The organism is Azonexus sp. IMCC34842, from assembly GCF_050368855.1.
GTDB lineage: Bacteria > Pseudomonadota > Gammaproteobacteria > Burkholderiales > Rhodocyclaceae > Azonexus > Azonexus denitrificans_A.
In genome coordinates this window covers 2,770,401-2,795,588 of sequence record NZ_CP178449.1, presented here as the reverse complement: position 1 = coordinate 2,795,588, position 25,188 = coordinate 2,770,401, and the positions used below count along the sequence as shown (strand labels likewise).

General features: G+C 62.2%; 31 protein-coding genes. 9 read left to right on the top strand and 22 right to left on the bottom strand.

The window, feature by feature from the left end:
• Nucleotides 1-69 precede the first annotated feature (69 nt).
• From ACLIKD_RS13290 to ACLIKD_RS13240, 11 genes are all read right to left on the bottom strand, one after another.
• A complete protein-coding gene (locus ACLIKD_RS13290) occupies nucleotides 70-414 on the bottom strand; it encodes a cupredoxin domain-containing protein (RefSeq protein WP_428825448.1) in 345 nt (114 codons plus the stop codon).
• A gap of 8 nt (nucleotides 415-422) precedes the next feature.
• Complete coding sequence (locus ACLIKD_RS13285; protein ID WP_226471317.1) at nucleotides 423-1,898, bottom strand: carbohydrate porin; 1,476 nt, start codon at nucleotides 1,896-1,898, stop codon at nucleotides 423-425.
• Between the two features lie 2 nt (nucleotides 1,899-1,900).
• On the bottom strand, nucleotides 1,901-2,446 hold the full coding sequence (locus tag ACLIKD_RS13280) for an iron transporter (RefSeq protein WP_226416694.1): 546 nt from the start codon (nucleotides 2,444-2,446) through the stop codon (nucleotides 1,901-1,903).
• A gap of 128 nt (nucleotides 2,447-2,574) precedes the next feature.
• Complete coding sequence (locus tag ACLIKD_RS13275; RefSeq protein ID WP_428825447.1) at nucleotides 2,575-2,994, bottom strand: ExbD/TolR family protein; 420 nt, start codon at nucleotides 2,992-2,994, stop codon at nucleotides 2,575-2,577.
• Nucleotides 2,995-3,738 carry a MotA/TolQ/ExbB proton channel family protein gene (locus ACLIKD_RS13270; RefSeq protein WP_428825446.1) on the bottom strand — a complete coding sequence of 248 codons (744 nt, stop codon included), beginning with the start codon at nucleotides 3,736-3,738 and terminating at the stop codon, nucleotides 2,995-2,997.
• 2 nt (nucleotides 3,739-3,740) lie between these two features.
• Nucleotides 3,741-4,382: a TonB family protein gene (locus tag ACLIKD_RS13265; protein WP_428825445.1), complete on the bottom strand. Its 642-nt coding sequence runs from the start codon at nucleotides 4,380-4,382 to the stop codon at nucleotides 3,741-3,743.
• Nucleotides 4,383-4,486: 104 nt separating this feature from the next.
• Nucleotides 4,487-4,663, bottom strand: coding sequence for a hemin uptake protein HemP (hemP, locus tag ACLIKD_RS13260; RefSeq protein WP_428825444.1), 177 nt, complete (start codon nucleotides 4,661-4,663; stop codon nucleotides 4,487-4,489).
• Between the two features lie 40 nt (nucleotides 4,664-4,703).
• On the bottom strand, nucleotides 4,704-6,059 hold the full coding sequence (locus ACLIKD_RS13255) for a DUF2325 domain-containing protein (RefSeq protein WP_428825443.1): 1,356 nt from the start codon (nucleotides 6,057-6,059) through the stop codon (nucleotides 4,704-4,706).
• A gap of 78 nt (nucleotides 6,060-6,137) precedes the next feature.
• Nucleotides 6,138-6,614, bottom strand: coding sequence for a hypothetical protein (locus ACLIKD_RS13250; RefSeq protein WP_428825442.1), 477 nt, complete (start codon nucleotides 6,612-6,614; stop codon nucleotides 6,138-6,140).
• The gene (locus ACLIKD_RS13245; RefSeq protein ID WP_428825441.1) at nucleotides 6,598-6,813 is read right to left on the bottom strand and encodes a hypothetical protein; all 216 of its coding nucleotides are present in this window, start codon (nucleotides 6,811-6,813) and stop codon (nucleotides 6,598-6,600) included. Before ACLIKD_RS13245 ends, ACLIKD_RS13250 begins: the two co-directional genes overlap by 17 nt.
• A 328-nt stretch (nucleotides 6,814-7,141) precedes the next feature.
• Nucleotides 7,142-8,977, bottom strand: a complete 1,836-nt coding sequence (locus ACLIKD_RS13240) for a DEAD/DEAH box helicase (RefSeq protein WP_428825440.1) — start codon at nucleotides 8,975-8,977, stop codon at nucleotides 7,142-7,144.
• A gap of 441 nt (nucleotides 8,978-9,418) precedes the next feature.
• Between ACLIKD_RS13240 and ACLIKD_RS13235 the strand changes: the two genes are divergently transcribed.
• Complete coding sequence (locus ACLIKD_RS13235) at nucleotides 9,419-12,274, top strand: response regulator (protein WP_428825439.1); 2,856 nt, start codon at nucleotides 9,419-9,421, stop codon at nucleotides 12,272-12,274.
• Here the strand turns inward: ACLIKD_RS13235 and ACLIKD_RS13230 are convergent.
• The 3 genes from ACLIKD_RS13230 to ACLIKD_RS13220 are packed head-to-tail and all read right to left on the bottom strand — an operon-like array spanning nucleotide 12,179 to nucleotide 14,400.
• On the bottom strand, nucleotides 12,179-12,997 hold the full coding sequence (locus ACLIKD_RS13230; protein WP_428825438.1) for a ferritin-like domain-containing protein: 819 nt from the start codon (nucleotides 12,995-12,997) through the stop codon (nucleotides 12,179-12,181). The two genes, ACLIKD_RS13235 and ACLIKD_RS13230, sit on opposite strands and share 96 nt — an antisense overlap.
• Nucleotides 12,994-14,040 (bottom strand): aldo/keto reductase, encoded by a 1,047-nt coding sequence (locus ACLIKD_RS13225; RefSeq protein ID WP_428825437.1) that lies wholly within the window; start codon nucleotides 14,038-14,040, stop codon nucleotides 12,994-12,996. The genes ACLIKD_RS13230 and ACLIKD_RS13225 overlap by 4 nt, the downstream gene beginning before the upstream one ends.
• A 27-nt stretch (nucleotides 14,041-14,067) precedes the next feature.
• Nucleotides 14,068-14,400: a hypothetical protein gene (locus tag ACLIKD_RS13220; protein ID WP_428825436.1), complete on the bottom strand. Its 333-nt coding sequence runs from the start codon at nucleotides 14,398-14,400 to the stop codon at nucleotides 14,068-14,070.
• A 105-nt stretch (nucleotides 14,401-14,505) separates the two neighbouring features.
• Between ACLIKD_RS13220 and ACLIKD_RS13215 the strand changes: the two genes are divergently transcribed.
• From ACLIKD_RS13215 to ACLIKD_RS13205, 3 genes are read left to right on the top strand one after another with little or no spacing between them, the layout of a single operon-like run.
• Nucleotides 14,506-15,144 carry a DUF47 domain-containing protein gene (locus tag ACLIKD_RS13215; RefSeq protein ID WP_428825435.1) on the top strand — a complete coding sequence of 213 codons (639 nt, stop codon included), beginning with the start codon at nucleotides 14,506-14,508 and terminating at the stop codon, nucleotides 15,142-15,144.
• A gap of 14 nt (nucleotides 15,145-15,158) precedes the next feature.
• The gene (locus ACLIKD_RS13210) at nucleotides 15,159-16,166 is read left to right on the top strand and encodes an anion permease (protein ID WP_428825434.1); all 1,008 of its coding nucleotides are present in this window, start codon (nucleotides 15,159-15,161) and stop codon (nucleotides 16,164-16,166) included.
• Between the two features lies 1 nt (nucleotide 16,167).
• Nucleotides 16,168-16,311 carry a hypothetical protein gene (locus ACLIKD_RS13205; RefSeq protein WP_428825433.1) on the top strand — a complete coding sequence of 48 codons (144 nt, stop codon included), beginning with the start codon at nucleotides 16,168-16,170 and terminating at the stop codon, nucleotides 16,309-16,311.
• On the opposite strand, the gene ACLIKD_RS13200 is transcribed toward ACLIKD_RS13205, so the two are convergent.
• Nucleotides 16,308-16,529: a YdcH family protein gene (locus ACLIKD_RS13200; protein ID WP_428825432.1), complete on the bottom strand. Its 222-nt coding sequence runs from the start codon at nucleotides 16,527-16,529 to the stop codon at nucleotides 16,308-16,310. The genes ACLIKD_RS13205 and ACLIKD_RS13200 overlap by 4 nt on opposite strands.
• 67 nt (nucleotides 16,530-16,596) lie before the next feature.
• Between ACLIKD_RS13200 and ACLIKD_RS13195 the strand changes: the two genes are divergently transcribed.
• The 3 genes from ACLIKD_RS13195 (at nucleotide 16,597) to ACLIKD_RS13185 (ending at nucleotide 18,088) form a co-directional block, all read left to right on the top strand.
• The gene (locus ACLIKD_RS13195; protein ID WP_226416661.1) at nucleotides 16,597-16,905 is read left to right on the top strand and encodes a hypothetical protein; all 309 of its coding nucleotides are present in this window, start codon (nucleotides 16,597-16,599) and stop codon (nucleotides 16,903-16,905) included.
• Nucleotides 16,905-17,462, top strand: coding sequence for a transcription elongation factor GreB (gene greB, locus ACLIKD_RS13190; RefSeq protein ID WP_428825431.1), 558 nt, complete (start codon nucleotides 16,905-16,907; stop codon nucleotides 17,460-17,462). Before ACLIKD_RS13195 ends, greB begins: the two co-directional genes overlap by 1 nt.
• Before the next feature lie 134 nt (nucleotides 17,463-17,596).
• Nucleotides 17,597-18,088: a disulfide bond formation protein B gene (locus tag ACLIKD_RS13185; RefSeq protein WP_428825430.1), complete on the top strand. Its 492-nt coding sequence runs from the start codon at nucleotides 17,597-17,599 to the stop codon at nucleotides 18,086-18,088.
• Nucleotides 18,089-18,140: 52 nt separating this feature from the next.
• Here the strand turns inward: ACLIKD_RS13185 and rpmG are convergent, their stop codons facing one another.
• From rpmG to radC, 3 genes are all read right to left on the bottom strand, one after another.
• On the bottom strand, nucleotides 18,141-18,308 hold the full coding sequence (gene rpmG, locus ACLIKD_RS13180) for a 50S ribosomal protein L33 (RefSeq protein ID WP_226416658.1): 168 nt from the start codon (nucleotides 18,306-18,308) through the stop codon (nucleotides 18,141-18,143).
• Nucleotides 18,309-18,327: 19 nt separating this feature from the next.
• Nucleotides 18,328-18,561: a 50S ribosomal protein L28 gene (gene rpmB, locus ACLIKD_RS13175; RefSeq protein ID WP_226416657.1), complete on the bottom strand. Its 234-nt coding sequence runs from the start codon at nucleotides 18,559-18,561 to the stop codon at nucleotides 18,328-18,330.
• An 82-nt stretch (nucleotides 18,562-18,643) separates the two neighbouring features.
• Nucleotides 18,644-19,324, bottom strand: coding sequence for a RadC family protein (gene radC / locus ACLIKD_RS13170; RefSeq protein WP_428825429.1), 681 nt, complete (start codon nucleotides 19,322-19,324; stop codon nucleotides 18,644-18,646).
• A gap of 47 nt (nucleotides 19,325-19,371) precedes the next feature.
• Here radC and coaBC point away from each other — a divergent pair, with 47 nt between their 5' ends.
• Together coaBC and dut are read left to right on the top strand one after the other, a co-directional pair.
• Nucleotides 19,372-20,562: a bifunctional phosphopantothenoylcysteine decarboxylase/phosphopantothenate--cysteine ligase CoaBC gene (coaBC, locus tag ACLIKD_RS13165; RefSeq protein ID WP_428825428.1), complete on the top strand. Its 1,191-nt coding sequence runs from the start codon at nucleotides 19,372-19,374 to the stop codon at nucleotides 20,560-20,562.
• On the top strand, nucleotides 20,562-21,011 hold the full coding sequence (gene dut, locus ACLIKD_RS13160; RefSeq protein WP_428825427.1) for a dUTP diphosphatase: 450 nt from the start codon (nucleotides 20,562-20,564) through the stop codon (nucleotides 21,009-21,011). Before coaBC ends, dut begins: the two co-directional genes overlap by 1 nt.
• 26 nt (nucleotides 21,012-21,037) lie before the next feature.
• Here the strand turns inward: dut and ACLIKD_RS13155 are convergent, their stop codons facing one another.
• From ACLIKD_RS13155 to ACLIKD_RS13140, 4 genes are all read right to left on the bottom strand, one after another.
• Entirely contained in the window at nucleotides 21,038-22,255 is a 1,218-nt protein-coding gene (locus tag ACLIKD_RS13155) for a methyl-accepting chemotaxis protein (protein ID WP_428825426.1), read from the bottom strand.
• A gap of 95 nt (nucleotides 22,256-22,350) precedes the next feature.
• A complete protein-coding gene (locus ACLIKD_RS13150; RefSeq protein WP_428825425.1) occupies nucleotides 22,351-23,721 on the bottom strand; it encodes an NAD(P)(+) transhydrogenase (Re/Si-specific) subunit beta in 1,371 nt (456 codons plus the stop codon).
• 2 nt (nucleotides 23,722-23,723) lie between these two features.
• Nucleotides 23,724-24,005, bottom strand: a complete 282-nt coding sequence (locus ACLIKD_RS13145) for an NAD(P) transhydrogenase subunit alpha (protein ID WP_226416651.1) — start codon at nucleotides 24,003-24,005, stop codon at nucleotides 23,724-23,726.
• Nucleotides 24,005-25,132, bottom strand: a complete 1,128-nt coding sequence (locus ACLIKD_RS13140; RefSeq protein ID WP_428825424.1) for an NAD(P) transhydrogenase subunit alpha — start codon at nucleotides 25,130-25,132, stop codon at nucleotides 24,005-24,007. The genes ACLIKD_RS13145 and ACLIKD_RS13140 overlap by 1 nt, the downstream gene beginning before the upstream one ends.
• Between the last annotated feature and the right edge of the window lie 56 nt (nucleotides 25,133-25,188).

The window sequence follows — 25,188 nt, the reverse complement described above, 5'->3', positions numbered from 1 at the left end:
TTAGCCATTAGATGTTGGTTGTTAGCGGTGGGTAGTTGTTGCTAGTAACTAGCTACTAGCGACTAATACCTACTTGGCGACAATTCGGCCCTGGCCGGTTTCCGGGTGGAAATCGTCAAAGAACTTGTAGCTGCCCGGTTTCATCGGGAAAAAAACGAGGTTGCGGGTGACGCCGGGGGCGAGCACCAGCTCCTTTTTCAATTCCAGGCTCTCGAATTCCGCGGCCCCCGGCCCCTCGTTCTTCACCTCCAGCCGGAAGCGGGTGTTGGCCGGCACTTCCAGCGTTTCGGGAATGAGTCGGCCATCCTTCATCAGCAACTTGAAGGTCGGCAGGTCGTCGGCGATTGCCGCGCTCGACGCCGTCAGAAGGCAAAGAATCAGGCTGAAAGCCGCGGAATGGAGAGCGTGTTTCATGGGTTTCCTCAGTAAGCGATATTGGCGCGCAGGGCAAAGACCTTGACCGCCTTGGCATCCCCGTTGCCGCCACCGTTGGTGACGTACTGGAAGTCCGGCGACAGCTCGAACTGCGGCGACAGGCGGTAGCGGTAATAGACTTCGGAGACCTGTTCGGCGCCCTGCGGCGTGAAGGTGTAGGCCATTTGCGTCTGGTTGTCGTCCAGCCAGGTTGTCGCCGTGCTGGTCCGATAGCCCTTGCCGGACTGCAGCCAGGCCCCGGCGACGCCGATGGTGTCGGCGGCTCGGCCCCAGTAGCTGCCGGAGAACTCGGCACCGGCAGTGACCGCCTGGTTGAACGGCAATTCGCCCTTGACCAGCTTGCCGTAGCGGGCGAACAGCCTGATGCCGTCGCCGATCCGCTGGTCGACCGAGGCGCCGACGCCGGTGTGCTTGTTCAGCGTGCCGTCGTAATCGACGCCCTGGCTGCGGTTCCAGCCATAGAGCCGGTAGTTGCCGGTCAGGCCGCCGAACAGCTTCAACTGCTTCTCGGCCTGCACCATCAGCAACGGCGAGGTCAGGCTGCGCTGGTAGTTGGCGCCGCGTTCGCCGGTCCCGAAGACGCCGGCCGACAGGCGCCACGGCTGGGTCTTGTCGACATAGTTCAGATACGACGCAACAAAGCCGGGCTGGAAGCCGTTGGCATCGACGCCGACTTCGCCGGCCGCATCGAGCAGCGGGTTATGGACGAAGACGGAATTGAGGAACTGCTTCGATTCGTCGCCGGCCGCCGCGTTCTGATCGAAGAAGCCGAAGATGTCCATCTTGCCGAAGGTGACTTCCAGCGTTTCCCGCGAGTAGGGCTTGAAGCCCAGGAAGGGCAGCGGAATGGCCGCCTGGTACCAGGCCTGGCCGAGGATGGTGACCGAGTCGTCCGGGCTGGCGCCCGAGGCGCGGAAGGCCAACGCATTGGGGGCGCTGGCGAAGTGGCCGAGCTTGGAGAAGGCGGCATTGAGGCCGAGACCCTGACCCATGCGCAGGTGGGCGAACAGCTTGTGTTCGATGTCGCCGACCGGGGCCAGCGGCAATTCGATGGAAACGTCGGCCCGGTAGTTGAGCTGGCTGCTGCCACCGTCGACATCCTTGGGCAGGCCCTGGGCGTGCTGGCCGACCGTGGCCAGCGAAGCGCCGACCTTGATGCCTTCCAGGCCCTCGGCGATTTTCGCGGCCTTCTTCATCTCCAGCGCGTCTTTTTCGACGGCCTTCAGACGCACCGTCAATTCCGGCTCGTACTGCGAGAGCCGTGGGCTGTCGAGTCCTTCGTTGACCCGCTGGTTTTCCCCCTTCAGCGCCTGTACTTCCTTTTCCAGATCGGCGTTGCGGGCTTCCAGTTTTTCCAGGCGGGCGGCCAGCTTTTCGAGCAGCGCGGCATCAGCCGGCGCGGCCAGGACGGGCAGGGCCAGCCCCGCCGCGACGAGCGCGGCGCTTAGTTTGGCGAGGCGCATGATCAGTAGCCGCCTTTTTTGCCGATGCCGACGTAGGTGAATTCGTACTCGACTTCAAACGGCTTGAACCACGGACGCACGCCGGTGGCGCGGTCGGTATGGCGGCCGAAGTGGGCGTGATGGTTTTCGGACGGCGGCAGGATGGTGTATTTCACCTTGTACTTGCCCGGGCCGGCCAGCTTGACGTTGTCGCCGTAGTGCGGGCCGTCGTTGGCGACCATCGGCATGAAATCGCCGGCCACCTTGTAGTCGCCGCCGATCTTCGAGACCTCGAACTTGACCATCAGGTAAGGCATCCAGGCGCCTTCCTCGAAACCGTTCGGGTTGTTGGCCAGGGCGTGGATGTCGGCTTCGAGGTGGATGTCGGACTCGCTCGCCTTCTTCATCATGCCTTCCGGTTCCATTTCAACCGGTTGCAGATAGACGGCGGCGATCTCCATGCCGGCGCGATGCTGCGGCACGCCGATCGGATATTCGAGGGCGAGCGCCGGGGTAGCCAGAGCGGCGGACAGCACGAGAGCAGAGAGGATGTGTTTCGGGGACAACATGGCAGGACTCCTGAAAAGTCTCTGGCTGGCTGACCTTGAAGCTGGCTTCCCGAGAGGGCTGGCTGGCGTTCTGGCTGGCTGGCTTGAGGGATATGGTTGAAGCGAAAGTTGAGAAAAACGGTTGGCGGCTATTCGTTACCGGGCTGAGTGACGAAACCGATCTTGGTCAGGCCGGCGCGGCGGGCGGCACTCATCGTCTCGGCCACCGACTCGTAGCGGGTTGCCTTGTCGGCCTTGAGGTGCATCTCGACGTTGGCGTCCTGGACGACGGCGTCATGGAACTTCTGTTCCAGCACCGTACGATCGACCGCTTCGGAACCGATAAAAACCGCATTGTCGGCAGTGATCGCCACCTGCAGCGTCAGCGGCTTTTCCGGCGTCGGCGTGCTCGCGGCGCGCGGCAGCTCGACCTTGACCGAATGCGTCATCAGCGGTGCGGTGATGATGAAGATGATCAGCAGCACCAGCATCACGTCGACCAGCGGCGTCATGTTGATCTCCGCCGTCGGCATCTGGTGGTTCTGCGAGTTGAAGCTGCCCATCGACATTTAGGCCACCTCGGTCGCGGCACGGGCACGCATCGGATGGATCTGGGCGCTGTTGGCAACGAACGGCTTGCCGACCGTGAAGAAGGCGTGCAGGTCGTGGGCGAAGGCGTCGAGATCGGCCAGGATGACGCGGTTGGCGCGGGTGAAGGCGTTGTAGGCGAAGACCGCAGGCAGCGCGACGGCGAGGCCGGCGGCGGTCATGATCAGTGCCTCGCCGACCGGGCCGGCGACCTTTTCCAGGGCGGCCTGGCCGGAAATGCCGATGGCGACCAGCGCGTGGTAAATGCCCCAGACGGTGCCGAACAGCCCGACGAAGGGGGCGGTGGCGCCGGTCGTGGCGAGCAGCGTCAGGCCGTTTTCCATGCTCGCCTGGGTGCTCGACAGCTGCTGGCGCAAGGCCCGTTCCATCTGCTCGGCCGGGTCGAAACGCGAGGCCAGGCGGCCGGTGACCGCTTCGCAGTCGTGATTGCAGCAATTGGCTTGCTCGGCGAGCTGGGCGTAGGGGCTGACCGGGTCGGCGGCGCGCAGACGCTCGATCCCTTCGGCGACGCTGCTCGCTACCCAGAAAGCGCTCATGGCGCGGGCGGCGCGGCGCATCGTCCACCAGTCCCAGGTCTTGGCCAGGATCAGATACCAACTGGCGATCGACATCAGGGCGAGGATGACGGCGACGGTATGGGAAATGGTGTCGCCGCTCGCCCACAAGTGGGCGAAGCCGAAGGCGTTCGGGGTTGTTTCCTGCATTTTCATTGCTCCAATTTAAAAATGATGGGGACCAGCACCCAGCTCTGCATCGCCACGTCGCCGCGTTTGGCCGGGATGAAATGCCAGGAACGAACCGTCCTTTGTGCCGATTCATCGAGTCGCGCGCTCCCCGACGAGGTCCGGATCTCAACGCTGTCGGCCATGCCCTGCGGATTGACCGAAACGCGCAGGATCACCTTGCCTTCTTCACCCATGCGCCGCGACAGCGGTGGGTAGGCCGGTGACGGATTGCGCAGGTAGTCGGCGTCGAAGCGGGCCTGGCTGACCGGCTCGGCGGCCGCAGCGGCGGGGGCGGGCGGGGCCGGCTTGGTTTCCGGCGGAGCGGCAACCGGCGCGGCGGGCGCCGGTACGTTGCTGGTGGTCGCCTCGATTTGCGGTGCCGGGGTTTTCGGCGTCGGCTTTTGCCGCACCGGCTCGGGCTTGACCACCGGCAGCGGCTTGGCTTCCGGCTTTTTCGGCGGCTCGGCGGGCAACAGATCGACGACCATGGGCATTTCCATGATCTGTGGCACAACGGTCTTGGCCGCCAGGATCAGCAGAAAAACCGCAAGGTGGGCACCGATGACGATGCTGAGCAGGCCGGAGCGCTGCGTCGAAGAGGGGCGGGAAAGGGCGTAGCTCATAACTTTCATTTCTCCGGTTCGTTGCGCATCCAGTCCGAAAAAACCCTTGGCTTGCTGGCGTTGGCTAGCTGGCTACGGGAACGAGAGATTTACAACGAGAGAAACTATTTGGTCAGGATCAACTTGTTTTCGCGGGTGACGCGCAGCAGGTAGCGCTGACCGGCATGTTCGATTTCAACCGCACTCTGGCCGCGCAGGATCTTCTCGCTCTCCAGGCATAGCCGGGTGGGCTGGTTGTCGGTGGCGGGTGGAACAGGAGAGGCTTTGGGCGGTGTGTTCATTGTAATTCCACATGCAAACGAGAATGACTCGCATTATTTGTTAATTGAGAATTGCTGTCAATTGGGTATCCACAACTTCTTCGGGGGTTTTGTCGAATGTGTTGCTAGCGGGCGACACGCATACCGTGCTGACGACTTTGCCGAAGCTGGAAACGCCCGGTCCTTTCAGGAAAACGCATTGCTTGCCGCTGCGTTTGCACTGTTCCTTGACCCGCCAGTAAGCGTTATGGCTGATGCAGCCTGCCTGGCAGATGACCAGGTCGGCGGCCGACAAGGCCGCGTCGATCCGATGCAGGCTTTCTTCCAGCCCGCCGTCGTGATGCAGGAAACGGCCGCCGCGTTGTTCGACGATCTGACGATAGGCGTCTACCGACCCGGAACGCCCGCCGACGCAGAGGATGCACTTGCCGAACAGGCGGCTCGCCGGCGCCTCGGCGAGTGGCGTCGGGGCGCTGGCTGGCGTTTCGCCCGCAGTGCGCAGATGGCGGATCGTCTCTTCGGCGTGGCGGACCAGGCCGCGCTGCCGTTGTAGCGCCTCGTCGAGTTCCGCGCTGCGGGCGGCCAGCGCGACGGCTCTGGCTTCGGCGTCGCTGGCGCGGCGGGCCAATGCTTGCCGGTCCTTCAGATCGGGCAAGCTCTGGCGCAGGACGTCGAGCTGGCCCATCAGGTTGGCCGCACAGGCTTCCTTGCTGGCCAGCTCGCTGCGCAGTTCGGCCATCCGCCGGTCGAGCAACTGCGTTTCCCGGGCCTTTTCCGTTCGCAGGATTTCCAGCGTCCGCCGTGCTTCGTCGCGTTCCTGGCGGAGCTGGCCGTTGTCGGCGCTCAGGCGCTTCAGCGTGGTCAGATCAGCCCGGGCGCCGCTGCCGATCTGGTGCTGGATCATGTGAATGTCGGCATAGATTTCCTGCTCCAGCTGGGCATCGCAGGCCGGGTGCGTCCAGCTCGCCCAGAGCGCGCCGGGGATCTCGGTGCCGGCGCCGGCGGCTTCCCGCCACAGCCGCCGCAGGCTTTCGCCATCCTTGCTGGCGGCAAAGCGGCGGATGGTCATCGCAAAGCGCTTCTCCATGTTCTTGTGCAGCAGTTCGGCCAGTTGGCTGCGCGTTTCGCAGCCGCCGACCGCCGTCGTGTGCAACACGAAATCGGTTGTTTCGCGCGGGAAGTACATGACCTTGGCCATCAGGCTGCGCAGCTCGTCGACGCCGAAACAGACACCGACTACCGGGCAGTGAAACTTGTGCGGAATCTCCCACAGCTTGCGCCGCCGCGAACCGGTCGTGACGAAGGTCGGCGCCTCGGCCAGCGGGTTCATGCGCAGCGAGCCGGGGAAGGTATCGTTGCCGGGCGCCTGGCCGGCGCTAAAAGTGCCTCCGGCAACGTGATAGGGGAAAGTGGACATTCTGGACTCCTGGCGGAAGAGGCTCTGGCTGGCCGGGCGTCCGGTTGGCTGGCGAAAATGATGAGGTAGGTGGCAGCTTCAGTTCGGCAATTCGCTGGTCGCCGTTCGCAACCGGCCGAGTGCCGAATCGCGTTCCCTGGCCAGCAGTTCGCACTCGCGGTGGGCGGCGCACAGCGTCTTGTCGAGATACCAGACGCGAGTGGCGGCGGCCGTCAGTTGCTCGTTGGCTTCACGCAGAGCCATCAATTGCTGGGCGAGGCTGGTGATCGCCAAGCCGGATTCGTATTCGGCCAGACGTTTCTGCAGTTGCCCGTTCAATTCGCCGAGCCGGTAGATTTCGTTGGTCTGGTCGACGACCTTGCGGGCGGTCAGCGTGGCGTTCCGGCGTTGCGTCCGGCGCGACTCGCGCAGCGCTTTTCTCAGTGCGGCGTTCTCGGCTGCCAGACGTGCGACATCCGGCTCAAGGTCGGCGGGGAAATCGGCGAGCGGCGGGTCGCGTTGCGGGTCGCCATCGTCGCGTTCGAGCAGCGAACGGTCTTCAAGCGGGGCCAGCATGTCTGATCTCCGTTTGCGACGCGCCGAGCAGGCGGGCACTGGCGCGTTCGCAGAGGTCGCGCGTCTGCGCATCGAGGCCGCGTTCCTCGCTCAGGCAGTCGAGCAACCGTGCCGCGTTGAGGGCCGATTGCGAACAACCGGTTTCATGATGCAGCAGAACCAGACTGAGTGCGCCTTCGCACATTTTGTCGTATGACATGCTTACCCCCCGATGATTTAAAGCGGAACACCGACCGATAGCACCCAGAAGAGCAGGATGCCGGCGAACGAGACATGGGCGATCAGACTGCGCATAAGATATCCGGATAGATGAGAATGGTTCTTATCTTACGGGTATTTTTTGCTTTGTAAATAGGAATAATTGTTATTTGTCTGGTGAGGCGAAGGTGTGGGAGGGCGCGCTTTTTACTCATCGATCGGTGCCGTCGCCTTGGCAGGGGAGATTGCCGTCGCTGGAACAGCCGGCGCACGGACGAAAAAAAGCCACGGTCGATGCCGTGGCTTTTTGCATGCTGCTGACGGTTTGCTTAGTGTTCTGGGCGTTTCTTGAACTTGCGCTCGCCATCGAACTTGCGTTCGCCACCGCCATCCGGACGACCTTCGTCCGGACGCAGATTGATCGGCACGCCACGGACACGGGTGCGCTTCAGGGCGTTGTCGGCTTCCTTCGGCATGCCGGCCGGCAGTTCGACGGTGCTCGACTCGTCGTAGAGCGCGATGCGGCCGATGAAGCGGCTTTCGATGCCGGCTTCGTTGGCGATCGCGCCGACGATGTCCTTGACCTGCACGCCATGGTCGCGGCCCACGTCGATGCGGTAACGCACCATGTCGCCGGTCGGGGCGGCGGTACGACGGGGTTTGTCTTCGAAGCGCGGCCGTTCGCCACGCTCTTCAAAGCGCGGCCTTTCACCCCGTTCCTCGAAACGCGGCCGCTCGCCACCCTCGGAGCGCGGCTTGCGCTCGCGGTCAGCGAAAGCGGTCGGGCGACGGCTGTCGGAAGCCGGCGCGGCACGGGCCGGCGACGGGTCCTCGCCACCGATCTGCAACGGCTTGCCTTCCTGCGCCATCATGCACAGGGCGGCGGCGACTTCTTCGGCACCAACATCCTGCTCAGCGGAAATCTGCGAGACGATGTTGGAGAAGAAATCGAGGCCTTCGGCGTTCAACACCTCGGCAACCTTTTCCTTGAAGCCGGCGACGCGCTTGTTGGTGACATCGGCCCGGCTGGGCAGCGTCAGCGGAGCGATCGGCGAGCGGGTGGCGCGCTCGATGGTGCGCAGCATGCGGATTTCGCGCGGTGCGACGAACAGGATGGCGTTGCCGGTGCGGCCGGCACGGCCGGTACGGCCGATGCGGTGCACGTAGGCTTCGGTATCGTAGGGAATGTCGTAGTTCACGACGTGGCTGACGCGCGGCACGTCGATGCCGCGGGCGGCCACATCGGTGGCGATGACGATGTCGAGGGCGCCGGACTTCAATTGCTCGATGACGCGTTCGCGCATCTGCTGGTTGAGGTCGCCGTTCAGCGCGGCCGCAGCATAGCCGCGGGCGGCCAGCTTGTCGGCCAGTTCGACCGTGGCGTTCTTGGTGCGAACGAAGATGATGGCGGCGTCGAAGTCCTCTTCAACTTCGAGGATGCGGGTCAGCGCATCCAGCTTGTGCATGCCGCTGACCTGCCAGTAAACCTGGCGGATCGCCGCAACGGTGGCGGTAGCGGACTTGATCTTGATTTCGCGCGGCTCGACCAGATACTTTTGTGCGACACGCCGGATCTGTTCCGGCATGGTGGCCGAGAACAGCGCCGTCTGGTGGGTTGCCGGGGTGCGTTCGAGAATCCATTCGACGTCGTCGATGAAGCCCATGCGCAGCATTTCGTCGGCTTCGTCGAGGACCAGTGTCTTCAGATGCTCGAGATTGAGCGTCTTGCGCTCCAGGTGGTCCATGACGCGACCCGGGGTGCCGACGATGATGTGGGCGCCGCGCGACAGTTGCTTGAGCTGGATGGTGTAGCTCTGACCGCCGTAGATCGGCAGGACATGGAAGCCGGGCAGGTTCTTGGCGTAGCTTTGCAGCGCTTCGGCAACCTGGATGGCCAGTTCGCGGGTCGGCGTCAGGACCAGGGCTTGTGGCTTGGTCAGCTTGACGTCGATCTGTTCCATCATCGGCAGCGCGAAAGCGGCGGTCTTGCCGGTGCCGGTTTGCGCCTGACCGATCAGGTCGCGACCTTGCAGCAGGACGGGGATGCATTCGGCCTGAATGGGGGAGGGTGATTCGTAACCGATATCGGCCAGTGTCTTGAGAAGTGACGGGCTTAAGCCGAGATCGGCAAAGCTCTGAGCAGTTGTAGACTCAGTTGATGACATGCTGTTTCCTTTCATCGTCGCTGTTGGGCTTTGTTATGGCTTGCGACGGATTGGCCCGATGGTCGGGCGGCCTGAGTTCCCCGATGCAGCCTTACCGGGGGCGAGTCAATGTGGTGAATCCTGCAAACGAGAAAAACGGTGGCTGCTCAGAAGACCTGCGGGCGATGCATCAACGCATTGATTGTATTAGTTTACTCTATTTTTGCCCTGCCGAGAACCCGGTCTTGTGCTGATTTGCCTCGGTGGGAGCTTTGGCGCATCATTTCAGCACAGAAAAAACACACCTCCTGACCGGGCATTCCTGCCTTCAGCGAGGTAAGGCTGGGGGGCGTCATCCTGCAATACGAAGGTTTGAAAAAAATATTTACCAAGCCTTTTGCCATTGGCTCGCTGAGGTTGCGACTATGGGCCTTGGTCTTGTTGCCCTTGGCGGCACTGCCGGTGCTCGGAGTTATTTTGCTGTTTTTCGGCAACGAGTATTCCGAGCGCCTGCTGCTGAACAAGGTAAATGGCGATTTGGCGATGGCCCGCGCCCATCTGCAGCATATCGAGAACGAGGCGATGCTTTCGGCCCGCAGTCTGGCGAATTCGCGACGGATTCGCGGCTTGCTCAAGGGCGATGTCGACGATGTGGCGCTGCCCGACGTGCTGGCCTCCCGCCAGGAAAACATCGGCTTTGACTTTCTCGCCATTCTCGATCCGCTGGGTGGCGTGCTGGCGGCCAGTGAAAGCCAGGTCGCCGGCGATCCCTATGTCGATTTGCCGATCATCCGCGACGCCTTGCTTACCGGCAAGGCGCTGGTCGGGCTGGAGGTGCTGACGCCCGACAAAATGCTGCGCCTGGCCGGAAAATTGCCCGGTCAGGCGCATATCCGTCTGGTCGATACACCCCACGCCACCCCCAGTTTGCGAACCGACGAGTTTCGCGGCTTGATGGTGATCACGGCAGTGCCGATGCGGGACGAAGCGGGGAAGATCATCGCTACGGTAGTCGGCGGATTTCTGCTGAACCGGCACGAGAAATTTATCGACTATGTTGCCGAAATCGTCTCGGCCAGCGGCTTGCGGCAACTCGGGGCGCGCGGCATGGTGACGCTCTTTCTCGACGATGTGCGGATTGCTACCAGCGTCCGGTTGCCGGGGGGCGAGCGGGCGATTGGCACGCGCGTTTCGCAGGAGGTGAAAGAGGCGGTGGTGGACCGGGGCGAGACCTGGTTGCGCCGCGCCTTCGTCGTCGATCACTGGGCGCTGACCGGTTACGAGCCGGTCGTCGACTACAGTGGCCGGAACATCGGAGCCCTTTATATCGGCATTCCCGAAGCGCCGTTTGCGGCATTCCGCTGGCAGGCCTTCGGGATTCTTATTTTTTCATTGGCAGTTGCCATTGCGCTGGCCACCTGGGCCGCCTGGTGGCTGGCCCGTGGTGTGCTCAATCCGCTGGCTCGCCTGGAGGCGGCGATGCGCTCGGTAAGCGAGGGCCAGATGCAGACCCGGGTTGGCGAGATGCCGGGTGACGATGAACTGGTCCGCCTCGGCCATTTGTTCGATCAGTTGCTCGATACGATCGGCGAGCAGACCACGGCGCTGCGGCAATGGGCCGGTGAGCTGGATCAGAAGGTGGCGCAGCGCACGCACGATCTGGCAGAAGCTAACGACTCCTTGGCTATGGCCCGTGACGTGGCGGAGCGGGCCAATCTTTCGAAGAGTTCATTCCTGGCCAATATGAGTCACGAAATCCGTACGCCGATGAACGCCATCGTCGGTCTGACCCACTTGCTACGCAAGGAGCTTTCCGACGCCCGGCACATCGAGCGGCTGGAGAAGATTGACGGCGCCGCCAGCCACTTGCTGTCGATCATTAACGATGTGTTGGATATTTCCAAGATCGAGGCCGGCAAGCTGCATTTGGAGTACACCCGTTTCGAGCTGGATAAGGTGTTCGATGCGGTGTGCGGCATGATCGCCGAGCGGACCAGTGCCAAGGGCATCGAGCTGGTGCGGGACGTCGCGCCGGAACTGGCTGGCACCTTCCATGGCGATCAGTTGCGGCTCGGGCAGATTCTGCTCAACTTTGCCAGCAATGCCATCAAATTCACCGAGCGTGGGGCGATCATCATCCGTGCCCGCGTCGTCGAGGACCGGGACGATCAGCTCGTGGTGCGCTTCGAGGTTAGCGATACCGGGGTCGGCATTCCGGCGGAGGCCATTCCCCGTCTGTTTTCGGCCTTCGAGCAGGCGGATAGTTCGACCACCCGGAAATACGGCGGAACCGGTCTCGGGCTGGCTATCAGCCGGCGTCTGGCCAACATGATGGGGGGGCAAATCGGGGTCGATAGCGAGCCGGGCAAAGGCAGTGTGTTCTGGTTTACCGCCTGCCTCGGCTTCGACCCGAGTCGTCAGGCGGTCCGGCCAGCGTTGCCGGCGCTGGTCGGGCAGCGGGCACTTGTCGTCGACGATCACCCGGTGGCTCGCCAGGTGCTGGCCGATATGCTGGCCCGGCTGGGTCTGCGGGTCGATCAGGCGGCGACGGGTGAAGTCGGCCTGGCGTGCATCGGCGAAGCGGACCGCGCCGGCGATCCCTTTGAGGTCGTCTGTTGCGACTGGCGGATGCCGGGACTGGATGGAATCCAGATGGCGCTCCGCCTGGCGATGATGGTTTTGCAGCATCGGCCGGCCTATCTGCTGGCGGTGGCCTACGACCACGAAATGGATGGCGAACGCTGGGCGGCCGCCGGCTTCCATGCGGTGATCGCCAAACCTGTGGCGCCGGTCCGCCTCTACGACACCCTGAACGGTCTGTTGCAGCCGAATTCTCCGGCCCCGGTGGTTGGGCCGGCAGAGGTCGAGCGTTTGCTGCTCGAGCGGCATGCCGGACAGCGCGTTCTGCTGGCCGAAGATAACGAGATCAATCGCGAGGTGGCGCAGGAGCTTCTGGAAGCCGTCGAACTACAGCTCGATGTCGTCGAGGATGGCAGCCAGGCTCTGGCCAAAGTCGCCGCCGGCCATTACGACCTGATCCTGATGGATGTGCAGATGCCGGTGATGGATGGCCTCGAGGCGACGCGGCAAATTCGCCAACTGCCGGGTGGGAAAGGCCTGCCAATTCTGGCCTTGACCGCCAATGCCTACGAGGAAGATGTCGCCATCTGCCTGGCCGCCGGTATGGATGCCCATGTCGCCAAGCCGGTCAATCCGGATCTGCTATATGCCGCGCTGCTCGCCTGGTTGCCGGCCCGCCAGCAGGGCAGTCAATTCGTCGGAGGAAAAACCGGCAGCCAGGCGCGCTTGCCGATTTAACGGGGCCTGTGGCCAGGGCGCCTGGTACTCGGCGATCAACTGGCGATAGGTGCTTTCCGGTTCCAGCCCGCGTTCGCCGCAGAGGTGGCGAAACCAGGTGTCGCCGAGGCCGACATGACCGATTTCGTCGTGCAGGATGATGTCGAGCACCCGGGCGCTGGTGGTATCGCCGCAAGCCTCGAGTTTTTTCTGAATCGGCGGTGTCGCATCCAGGCCGCGCGCTTCGAGCAGTCGGGGAACCAGGGCCATGCGGGCGAGGACATCATGCCCGGTGCGCTCGGCCATTGCCGATAGCCCGCCATGCGCGGGGAAGTCGCCGTACTCGTGACCAAGCGCCCGCAGGCGTTCGCGCAGGATGGTGAAGTGATGGGCTTCTTCTGCTGCGACGCCGATCCAGTCGGTGTAATAGCGGGCCGGCAGGCCGCGAAAACGGGCGGCATGATCGAGTGCCAGATTGATCGCCGTAAATTCGATATGAACGATGGCATGCAGCAGGCTGGCGCGCCCTTCGACGGTTTGCGGACTGCGCTGGCGCAATTGCGTGTGCGGCACCAGTTCCGGTTGCGCCGGGCGGCCGACGCTTAGCGTGACCGGGGCGTCGTCCAGGTGGTCGAGCTTGCCAGCCTGCCAGTCGGCCTCGAGGGCGGCAGTCAGGGCCAGCTTTTGCTCGATTGCACAGCAGGCCAGCGCTTCGGCCAGCGCCGGGAAGAGGCGAGAGGTCATGGGGCCGGGTTGGTGTAGCGCAGATGAATGGCGTCGATCGCGGCGAGCAGTTCGGCCGGCATTGGCGTTTGCGTCGCCGGCAGCGTTTCCTTGAGCTGGGCGAGCGACGAGGCGCCGATGATGGTGCTGGCGACGAACCAGCGCGAGCGGACAAAACCGAGGGCAAGCTGGGTCGGTGTCAGGCCATGCTGGCGTGCCAGTTCGGCATAGGCTGTGGTTGCCGGTAGTACGTTGGGTTTGGTGTAACGCTGACCGAAACTCGGCCATTGGGTCAGGCGGCCGGTGGCCGCCGGGTTGTTCAGATACTTGCCGGTCAGGTGGCCGAAGGCCAGCGGCGAGTAGGCGAGCAGGCCGACCCGTTCGCGGTGGCAGACTTCCGCCAGGCCGGTTTCGAAAGTCCGGTTGAGCAGATGGTAGGAATTCTGCGTCGTGACGATGCGTGGCAGGCCGAGTTCGTCGGCCAGTTTGGCAAACTGCATGATGCCCCACGGGTGTTCGTTGGAAACGCCGACGTAACGAACCTTGCCTTCTTTGACCAGTTCGCCGAGCGCCTCCAGTTGTTCGCGGATCGATGTGCATGCGCGCTCGTTCTCCGGCTCGAACTGCCATTGGCCGAACATCGGCTGGTTGCGTTCCGGCCAGTGCAGTTGATAGAGGTCCACGTAGTCGGTTTGCAGGCGTTGCAGCGAGCCTTCGATAGCCGCCCGGATGTTGGCCCGGTCCATGGCGGCCGGGCCGTTGCGGATCCAGGAAAGGTTGCGCGCCGGCCCGGCCACCTTGGTGGCCAGCAGGATCCGGTCGCGCGGCTGGCCGGCCAGCCAGCGGCCGACGATACTTTCCGAGGCGCCGCAGGTTTCGGCGCGCGGCGGTACGGCGTACATCTCGGCCGTATCGATGAAGTTGATGCCGGCGGCCAGTGCGTAGTCGAGCTGGGCATGGGCGTCGGCTTCAGCGGTCTGTTCGCCGAAGGTCATGGTGCCCAGGCAAACTTCCGGGACGACCAGATCGCTGGTGCCGAGTTGGCGTTTTTGGAACGGGGTCATCGCATATCTCCAGATAAAGGCAAGAAATCAGGGGCGGCCGCAGAGTACGCCATAGATCAATACGTGGCGCTTGAGTACCGGATCGAAACCGGCCGGGACAATCGCCAGGTGGTGATCGGCCGGCGGTGGGCAATGAATCTGGACCCAGGCACCGGCGGCGGCATGGGCCTCCGCGAAGGTGGCGAACAGGCCCTGCAACTCGGTTGAGCGAACCGGCAGGAAGTTCCCGGAAACCTGGTCGAGCAGGGTGTCGGTGTCGAGGCGTTGCACCGCATAGCCGGCCGGCTGGCGCGGCAGCGGCAGGGCCTCGAGAAGAAAGGGGTCGCCGAAAATGTCGGCCGGCAGGTTGTTGCGCATCATGCGCCATTTTAGCGGCAAGCTCGCTTGGCAAGGCGGCTGGCGCGTGGGGGCATTGGTCGTGCGTGGTAGAATGTTCGGCTGTCACAATAACTTCACAGGACTGTCATGTTCGGTCGCTTGATGCCCAGGGAGGGCAAGTATTTCGATCTTTTCAACGCGCACGCCGAGTTGATTGTGCAGGGCGGCAAGGCGTTGTCGGGGTTGATCGAGGCGCTGGTCGATGCGCCGGAGCATGCTGAAAAGCACGCGGAAGATATCGACGTGATAGAGCGCAAGGCGGATGAAATTACCCACAGTACGCTGGCGCAGTTGCACACCTCATTCATTACGCCCTTCGATCGCGACGAGATTCATCAGCTGATCAATGGCATGGACGACATTCTCGACATCATCCAGGATGTTGCCGAATCGATGGCACTCTACGACGTCCATAGCGTGCCGGCCGAAGCCAAGCTGCTGGCCGATGTCACCGAGCGTTGCTGTCGGTGCGTGCAGGCAGCCGTCAAACTGCTGCACAGCATGGAAAATGCGCCGGCCATTTTGAAGTATTGCCACGAGATCACCGATCTCGAATCCGATGCCGATCGCATGCTGCGCGAAGCCATGTCGAAGCTCTTCCGCGAGGAGCCGGACGTACGCCAAGTGGTCAAGATGAAGGAAATCTACGAACTTCTCGAGTCGGTCAGCGATCGTTGCAAGGACGTCGCCGGCACGATAGAGGCCATCGTTCTAGAAAACTCCTGAGCGGGTAGCTCGGTATGGATACCGTACAAATCAGTCTCGGCGTCGTCATTACGCTGGTCATCGTGGCTTTGTTATTCGATTTCATGAATGGCTTTCACGATGCGGCCAATTCGATTGCCACGATTGTTTCAACCCGTGTTCTCAAGCCGTATCAGGCGGTAATCTGGGCCTCGGCCTTCAATTTTCTCGCCTACTTCCTGTTCAAGCTGACGGTGGCCACGACCATCGGCAAGGGCACCATCGATCCGAGCATCGTCGATCACTACGTGATTTTCGGTGCGCTGGTCGGGGCGATCGTCTGGAACATCATCACCTGGTACTACGGCATTCCGTCGTCGTCCTCGCATGCCTTGGTCGGCGGCCTGGTCGGCGCGGCAATCGCCAAGGCCGGGCTGGGCGGCCTGATTTCGGCCGGCGTGCTGAAGATCATCGCGTTTATCTTCATTGCCCCGCTTCTTGGTTTTGTGATCGGCGGCAGTTTGATGGTGGCCGTCTCGTGGATCTGTCGAAACATGGCGCCGCGCAAGGTGGACAAGCATTTTCGCCGCTTTCAGCTGCTCTCGGCGGCGGCCTACAGTCTCGGGCACGGCGGCAATGACGCGCAGAAGACGATCGGTATCATCTGGATGCTGCTGATCGCGGCCGGCATGTCGAAATCGACCGAGGCGATTCCGTCCTGGGTGGTCTTCTCCTGCTACACCGCCATGGGGCTCGGCACCATGTTTGGTGGCTGGCGCATCGTCAAGACGATGGGCAATCGCATCACCAAACTCAATCAGCCACGCGGTTTCTGTGCCAATACCGGCGGCGCGATTACCTTGTTCCTGGCGACGGCGCTTGGTATTCCCGTCTCGACGACACATACCATCACCGGCGCCATTGCTGGTGTCGGCTCGACGCGTGGTGCGCGGCGCGTCCGTTGGGGGGTGGCGCGCGGCATCGTCTGGGCGTGGATCCTGACCATTCCGTGTAGTGCGGCGATGGCGGCGCTGGCCTGGTTCATCGGCCGGCAGGTTCTCTGATTTGAAGGTCCTGCGCTACCTGCTTCTGCTGGCGGTGCTGGCAGGGGTGGTCTGGCAGCTGCCGATACTTTGGGAGCTTGCCGTGGCGGCAGCCATCGGCGGCGTTTACTGGATTTTCTTTCGTATTCCGCCGCCGGCCGACTAGGCGGGGATGTCCGGAACCAGCATCGCTTCCAGCAAAAGAATGCGGTCCTTCAGTGCCAGTTTGCGTTTCTTGATCCGGCGCACGAGCAGATCGTCGGGAGGCGGGTTTTCGATCAAATGAGAAATGACCTGGTCGAGATCACGATGTTCGACCTGCAATTCCTGAAGCTGGTGACGGATATCTTCCTGCTCCTCGTCGGTCAATGTTTCAATGGCCATGGACTCTTCCTGACAGCATGCGATGTTTTGCTAGAATAACCCGAACAATTCATTGGAGGAGAGAGAAATGCAACATCATGTGATCGTGTCTTTTGGCCGCGACAGGGAATTCGATTTCAAGGTTTTCGGTGGTGCTCCGGCCGATGAGGCACGGCAGTGGTTTGACCACGAATTCACCGTGCTTGAGTGCGATGTGGCGACCCCGACCGGCAAGATCCTGGCGGTCGACCGTATCCTCAGTGTTGCAAAATATGCTGGCGAAGAGCGTTTTCGCGACCAGAAGATCTGGGCCGAACAGTTTGCCAAGAATACCGCCGCCATCCTTGGTCGCGACCTGATCCGGGTCGATGTCGAGCACTACAGCATCGGTTATTGATGAACAAGGCGTTTGTCCGGGAAAGTGACGGCGATGACGATGAAGAACTCGAACCATCGCTGAAGCTGCCCAGCGGAACGCGCAATTACATTACGCCGGGCGGTCATGCCCGGCTGAAGTCCGAACTCGAGCACCTCGTCAAGCGCGAACGGCCGCAAGTCGTTGAAATCGTTGCCTGGGCCGCCTCGAATGGCGATCGTTCGGAAAATGGCGATTACATTTATGGCAAGCGGCGTCTGCGCGAAATCGATCGGCGCATCCGTTTCCTGACCAAGCGCCTGGAAATTGCCGAGATCGTCGATCCTTTGCGTCAGGGCAGCAACGACCAGGTATTTTTCGGGGCCCGCGTGACCGTCGCCGATGCCGACGGCACTGAAAATACCTACACCATTGTCGGCGTGGACGAAGCCGACGTGGCACATGGTCGGATCAGCTGGATTTCGCCGCTCGCCCGGGCGTTGATCAAGTCCCGCGAGGGCGACAGCGTGCGGTTCCAGAGCCCGGTCGGTATCCGGGAAATCGATATTGTCGAAGTCGTCTACGAAACGCTCGATTGAGCCGGAAACGTTTCGGGACGTCCGGTAGTGGCTGTCATCGGTGGTCCATGTGGTGCGTCGGGCGGATTTTGCCGGACTCGTCCGACAATGTCTTAGAATCGTCCCTTCACTGATTTTTTCTCGGATAGATCGTTATGTTTGCTTTGAAAGTCCCCGTTCGCGCCTGGTTTGCTACCTTGTCACTGGGCTGTCTGGGTCTGGTTGCTGCAGGTATGGTGCTGCAGGATCTATTTCGTCTGGCGCCGTGCCCGCTGTGTATTTTCCAACGCCTGCTCTATATCGTGATTGGCGGGCTGGCCCTGCTCGGGGTCTTGTGGCCGCTGGCTCGCCGTGGCTGGGCAGCGTTGATCGGCGGACTCGCCTTGCTTGGTGTGGGAGTGGCCGGCTACCAGACGTGGATGCAGGCTTTTCCGGAGTTGGCCACCGAGTGCGGCTATGCCGAGCCCAATGTGATCGAGCGTCTGGTCGACTGGCTGGGCATGCAATGGCCGTCGATGTTTCTGGCTACCGGTTTTTGTTCCAGCCGCGATTGGGTTTTCCTCGACCTGTCGATGGCCAACTGGTCGTTGCTGGTGTTTGCCGGCATCATTGTCTATGCCGGTTTGTTGATCGTTCGCCGGCCCTAGAAAAACAAAACCCGCCGAAAGGCGGGTTTGTCGAAAGCTGGAGAAAGCCGAATTACTTCAGCTTCACTTCCTTGTAAGCAACGTGCTTACGGGCCTTCGGATCGTACTTGTTGAACTCCAGTTTGCCAGGCGTTGTGCGCTTGTTCTTGGAGGTGGTATAGAAGTGTCCGGTACCAGCTGTGGATTCCAGCTTGATTTTTTCGCGACCGCCTTTAGCCATTTTATTTATCCTTCCTTAATCAGACTTCGCCGCGGGCACGCAGATCGGCCAGGACGGTTTCGATGCCGTTCTTGTCGATAAGGCGCAGGCCGGCGTTGGAAACGCGCAGGCGGATGAAGCGGTTTTCACTTTCGACCCAGAAGCGGCGATACTGCAGATTCGGCAGGAAGCGACGCTTCGTTCTATTGTTGGCATGGGAAACTTTGTTCCCAACCATCGGGGCTTTACCCGTTACTTGGCAGACTCGCGCCATGATTGGTGCTCCAGAATTCGCTAGAAGAAAGCCCGTGAGTATAACCAAAACTCCCTAATCATTTCAAGGGGTTTCACTATTTTTATAGCAATCCCCGCTCGGCGAAGGAGAGCGGGGGGGTATTGCCGGCGACAATGAAGTGGTCGAGAACTTTGACATCGACCATGGCCAGCGCCTCTTTCAGCACGCGCGTGAGCATTTCGTCGGCCCGCGAGGGGTCGGCAACGCCGGACGGGTGGTTGTGCGCCAGGATGACCGCTGCGGCATTGTGGGAGAGGGCGGTCTTGACCACTTCGCGCGGGTAAACCGAGGTCTGCGTCAGTGTCCCGGTGAATAATTCGTCCGCTTTCAAGAGGCGATTCTGGGCATCGAGCCAGAGTGCCATGAAGACTTCGTTCGGTCGCGTTGCCAGCTTCAGGCGTAGCCAGTCGCGTACCTTGCCGGGCGAGGAAAAAGTGTCGCGTGCCGACATTTCCTGGGCCAGGGCGCGGCGGGCCAGTTCAAAGCTGGCCTTGAGCTGCGCCGCCTTGGCCTGGCCGATGCCGGAGACACTGGCCAGTTCTTCCAGCGAGGCGTCGAGTAGCGTGCTCAGGCGGCCGTCGAACCGTTGCAGCAGATCGCGCGCCAGGTCGACGGCGCTTTTGCCGCGGATGCCTACCCGCAAATAGATAGCCAGCAATTCGGCATTGGAAAGGGCCGCCGGACCATGTGCCAGCAGCCGTTCGCGCGGTCGTTCGCCCTCCGGCCAGTCGGTGATCGCCATGCTATTTCCAGTAGAATGGATGAGCTCATATTCTAATGGCGATGACAATGGAATTACAGGGAAAGCGTATCGTTCTTGGCGTGACCGGCGGTATTGCCGCCTACAAGGCAGCCGAACTGGTTCGATTGCTTGGCAAGCAGGGCGCCGACGTGCAGGTGGCGATGACCGAAGGGGCAACCCATTTCGTGACTACCACCACTTTCCAGGCGCTCTCCGGCAAGCCGGTGTTCTCCGACCAGTGGGATGCCCGCATGCCGAACGCGATGGCGCATATCGATCTGTCGCGCCAGGCCGACCTGATTCTGGTTGCGCCGGCCTCGGCCGATTTTCTTGCCCGTATAGTGCATGGCTTGGCTGATGATCTGCTAGCGACCATGGTGCTGGCGCGCGATTGCCCGCTGCTGGTGGCCCCGGCGATGAATCGCCAGATGTGGGAAAACCCGGCAACACAGCGCAATGTGGCGCAATTGAAGGCTGACGGTATTCAGGTCCTCGGGCCGGCCAGTGGCGAGCAGGCTTGTGGCGAAGTCGGTGCCGGCCGCATGCTGGAACCGGCCGATATTCTTGAAGAAGTGATCGCCAGCTTTTCGCCCAAGCTGCTGCTCGGCAAAAAGGTGTTGATTACCGCCGGTCCGACATTCGAGGCCATTGACCCGGTGCGCGGCATTACCAATCTGTCGTCCGGCCGCATGGGCTATGCCGTGGCGCGCGCCGCCCGGCAGGCTGGGGCGAGTGTCACGCTGGTTTCCGGGCCGGTCGGGTTGTTGCCGCCCCAGGGTGTCGACCGGATCAATGTGCGCAGTGCGCTGGAAATGCATGCGGCGGTGATGGCCGAGGCGACTGCCGCCGATATTTTCATCGCCGTTGCCGCCGTGGCCGATTATCGGCTCGCCAGCGCAGCGGAACACAAGTTGAAGAAAGATACGGGCGGCATTCCGGCGCTTGAACTGATCGAGAATCCGGACATTCTGGCCGAGGTCGCCGCGTTGCCTGATGGCCCGTTCTGCGTCGGGTTCGCTGCGGAAAGCCGGAACCTGGAGGAGTACGCCCAGGCCAAGCGGCGCAAGAAGAATGTGCCGCTGATCGCCGGCAACCTTATCCAGGAAGGCTTTGGCGGTGAAGACAACCGCCTGGTGCTGTTCGACGATGCCGGTGTGCATCCGTTGACGCCCGCCCCGAAAGCCTTGCTGGCCAGGCAGCTGATTGAACATATTGCAACTTTGACAGGGAAAAGCTGATGCATCGTATTGATGTCAAAATCCTCGACAACCGCCTGCGCGACAGCCCGCCGCATTACGCGACTCCGGGCTCGGCCGGCCTCGATCTGCGCGCCTGCATCGCGGAGCCACTGCATCTGGCACCAGGCCAGACGGTGCTGGTCCCGACCGGGATGGCCATTCATCTGGCCGATCCGGGGCTGGCGGCGATCATCCTGCCGCGCTCCGGACTGGGCCACAAGCACGGCATCGTGCTCGGCAATCTGGTCGGCCTGATCGATTCCGACTATCAGGGCGAGTTGATGGTGTCGACCTGGAATCGCGGTCACGAGAGCTTCACGCTGAATCCGCTGGATCGGATTGCCCAGTTGGTGGTGGTGCCAGTGCTGCAGGTCGCCTTCAATATTGTCGACGACTTCGATGCCAGTACGCGCGGCGAAGGCGGATTCGGCAGTACCGGGAAGTCCTGAGCTCGCTTCGGCCGGGTCAGGCCCGGTCAGAAGAGCTCGATATCGCCATCGCGGTTGTTGTTTGCCGCATTGCCTGATTTGACGGCATCGGCCTTGACGTGCGAATTGACCAGCAATTCGACCAGCCGCTGGCTGCGCTTGCGGAAGCGTTGTAGTCCATCCGTCTCGCCCTGGTCGTGATGCAGGCTGAGGAAGGCGTGCATGTATTCGCCGACGTTGGTGGTCCGTTGGCTGATCCGGCTGATCATTTGCGTCACGATATCCTCGAATTGCATCGCCATGACCCCTTCCTGGGTCAGGTTGTGCATTTGCTCGGTGACTGCGGTGATGTGGCTCGAATGTTGGCGGGCCCGATCGGTTAGCTCCATCAATTCGCTGCCCAGTTCATGTAGCGTCGCCTGCGATTTCTCGGCAATGCTCATGTCGATATTGGCGGCTTCCGATATCCGGACGCCGACGTCGCGCAGTGAGTTCAGGATGTCGGCCAGCGCCTTGCGGATATCGACGTTGAAATCGCCGGTGCGGGCCGCCAGGTTGCGCACTTCGTCGGCGACGACGGCGAAACCGCGGCCGGCTTCACCGGCCCGTGCGGCCTCGATCGCGGCGTTGAGCGCCAGCAGATCGGTTTGCTTGGTGATGCCGGCGACATCGTTGAGCGTCGTGTTGATCTGGCCGACCTGATTCTGCATCAGCTCGAAACTGTGGGCGACGCCCTGACTGGTCGCTCGCAACTGGCTCATCTTGCTGACGAACTCGCCAATCAGCGCGTTGGTTTCGTCGAAAAAGCGCTGCAGGCCGGCTTGTTCCTGGATATGGCTGTCGTCCGAGCCGGTCATTTGCAGCATTTCATCGATCAGCGACCGCAGGATCTGGCGTTGATCGGAAGACTGGGACTCGAGGCCGGTCAAGCTGCCGGAAAGCTTGTTGACTGACGTGCGGATAATTTCCTGCGCTTCCAGCGTGTCCTTCTCGAGCGAGGTGAATTGCAGTTCCGCATGGGCCATCGCCTCGTTGGAGAGGACGTGGTATTCGGACATGACATTTTTCAGTTCGACGATATAAGCCTCCTGGCGGCTTTTCCAGTGCTTTCGCTGGCCGAAGGAAAGGATGATGGCAAGGGCCGACAGGGCCGCGACGAGCAGGAAAAAATGCCCCGAAACCGGGCCGGCGATCAGGAACCAGAGCCACAGCCCGAGGCCGGTGGCGACCGATAGCCAGATCAGCAGGTCATCTATTCTTTGCATGGCGGGGTCCCTGAAACGTCTTAATCCGGCATTGTACGGTGGGGGATGCCCACCGTGACACGGATATTGCTGCTTTCGGCCTGCTGTGTGCCGCCTTACCCCATCGTCTTCAAATGCTGGATGATCTCGCCGGCCATCGGTTGGGCGTCGCCGTAGAGCATGCGGCAATTGTCGGTGTAGAACAGGGCATTCTCAACCCCGGAATAACCCGTACCCTTGCCGCGCTTGATCACGATGACGTTGTGCGCCTGATCGGCGTTAAGGATCGGCATGCCATAGATCGGGCTGGCCTTGTCGGTGCGGGCGCTCGGATTGACCACGTCGTTGGCGCCGATGATCAGCGCGACGTCGGCCTGGCCGAACTCGCCGTTGATTTCCTCGAGATCGAAGATCTTGTCGTAGGGCACGCCGGCCTCGGCCAAGAGCACGTTCATGTGGCCCGGCATGCGCCCGGCCACCGGGTGGATGGCGAACTTCACCTCGACCCCTGCTTCCTCGAGGATCGAGGTCATTTCCCAAACCTTGTGCTGGGCATGCGCCACCGCCATGCCGTAGCCGGGCACGATGATGACCTTGCCGGCGTAACGCATCAGCGCCGCGGCATCGAGGGCGGAGAGTTCCTTCATCGTCCCTTCGATCGCTTCGCCACCGCCACTCGCCACCATCGGCGTGAACAGGATGTTGGAGATCGGCCGGTTCATCGCCTTGGCCATCAGCTGGGTGAGCAGCGTACCGGCGGCGCCGACGACGATGCCGGCAATGATCAGCGCCGGGTTGCCGAGGACATAGCCCTCGAAACCGACGGCCAGGCCGGTGAAGGCATTGAACAGCGAAATCACGACCGGCATGTCGGCGCCGCCGATCGGCAGCGTGACGATCAGGCCGAGGACCAGCGCGACGGCGAAGAAGACGTAGATCAGTTCGGGGTTGGCCGGAGCCAGCCCGATCATCGCCGCACCGAGGCCGAGGGCACTGAGGGCGAGGACGACATTGACGACGTTCTGGGCCGGCAGCCGGTAAGCTTTCTTCATCAGGCCCTGCAGCTTGGCGTAAGCGACACAGGAGCCGGTGAAGGAGACCGAGCCGATCAGCGCGCCGAGCACGGCCAGCGTCGTGGCGACCGGGCTATGGACGTCGCCCTTGGCGAACTCGATGGCGGCAATCGCCGCCGCTGCACCGCCACCCATGCCGTTGTAGATGGCGACCATCTGCGGCATGTCGGTCATCTTGACCCGCTGGCCGGAAATCCAGGCGGACGAAGCGCCGAGGCCGAGGGCCAGGGCCATCAGCGCGAGGTTCTGCAGGCCGGGCACGAGGAAGGTGCCGGCGATGGCGATGAGCATGCCGTAGCCGGCCCAGACGATGCCTTTCCGGGCACTGGCCGGGGAACTCATGCCTTTGAGGCCGAGGATGAAGAGCAGTGCGCCGACAAACCAGGCGCCTTGGACGTAGATCGGGAGCGTCATGCTCAGGCTTCCTTTTTCTTGAACATGGCGAGCATGCGCTCGGTGACGACGTAACCGCCGGCGGCATTGGCGGCGCCGAGGGCGACGGCGAAGAAGCCGATGGCCTGTTGCACGACGGTATCGGCGGTGCCGAGCATGAGCATGGCGCCGACGACGACGACGCCGTGGATGAAGTTGGAACCGGACATCAGCGGCGTGTGCAGGATGACCGGTACCTTGGCGATGATCTCGTAGCCGGTGAAGGCAGCGAGCATGAAGATGTATAAGGCGAGCAGGCCGTCCATCAGGCTTCTCCAAAAACTTGTTTGACGGTTGGATGAACGGTGACGCCATCCTTGCACAACAGCGTGCCGGCAACGACTTCGTCTTCCCAGTCGAAAGCCAGTTCGCCGTCCTTGATCCACGGCGAGAGGAAGTTGTAGAGGTTCTTGGCGTACAGCTCGGAGGCGTGGGTCGGCATGCGGGACGGCAGGTTCAAGGGGCCGTGAATGTTCACGTCGTTGGCGATGACGTGCTCGCCGGGCTGGGTCAGGGCGCAGTTGCCGCCGGATTCGGCGGCCATGTCGACGATGATGGCGCCGTATTTCATCCGGCCGATCATCTCGGTGGTGATGATGATCGGCGCGCGTCGGCCGGGAATCGCGGCGGTGCTGATCACCACGTCGGCAGCGGCGACGGCCTTGGCGAGTTTCTCGGTCTGCTGCGCCTTCTCCTCGGCGGTCAGGTCGCGGGCGTAGCCGCCGGCCCCGTCGGCCGAGACGCCGGTATCGACGAACTTGGCGCCGAGCGATTCGATCTGTTCCTTGGCGGCGGCGCGCACGTCATAGGCTTCAACCATCGCCCCGAGGCGCTTGCAGGTGGCGATCGCCTGCAGGCCGGCGACGCCGGCGCCGATCACCAGCACGCGGGCCGGGCGGATGGTGCCGGCGGCGGTAGTGAGCATCGGGAAGAACTTGGTACAGCGGGCAGCGGCGATCAGGCCGCATTGGTAGCCGGCACAGGCGCCCTGGCTGGACAGGGCGTCCATGCTCTGGGCGCGCGAGATGCGCGGCAGCAGTTCGAGCGAAAAGGCGGTGATCTTGCGGGCGTTGAGGGCGGCGAGGCGGGCCTGGTCTTCAAAAGGCTTCAACAGGCCGATCAGGACCGACCCCTCGGGCAAGGCGGCGATCTCTTCCGGCGAGGGCGGCGTGACGCGGAGAATTAGTTGGGCCGGGCCGTAGGCTTCGACGATGCCATTGACCAGGCTGACGTCGGCGTAGTCCGAGTCGAGGAAATGGCTGTCGGTGCCGGCGCTTTGTTCCATGCGCAGGTTGGCGCCGAGAGCGGCGAACTTCTTGGCTGTCTCGGGAACCAGGGCGACCCGGCTTTCGCCGGACGTTCGTTCCCGGGCGACCGCAATGTGCAGTGGCATGCTGTTTTCTCCAGATTGGTTTTTTTGCGATGCTATCCGGTATTTCGGATTTTTCT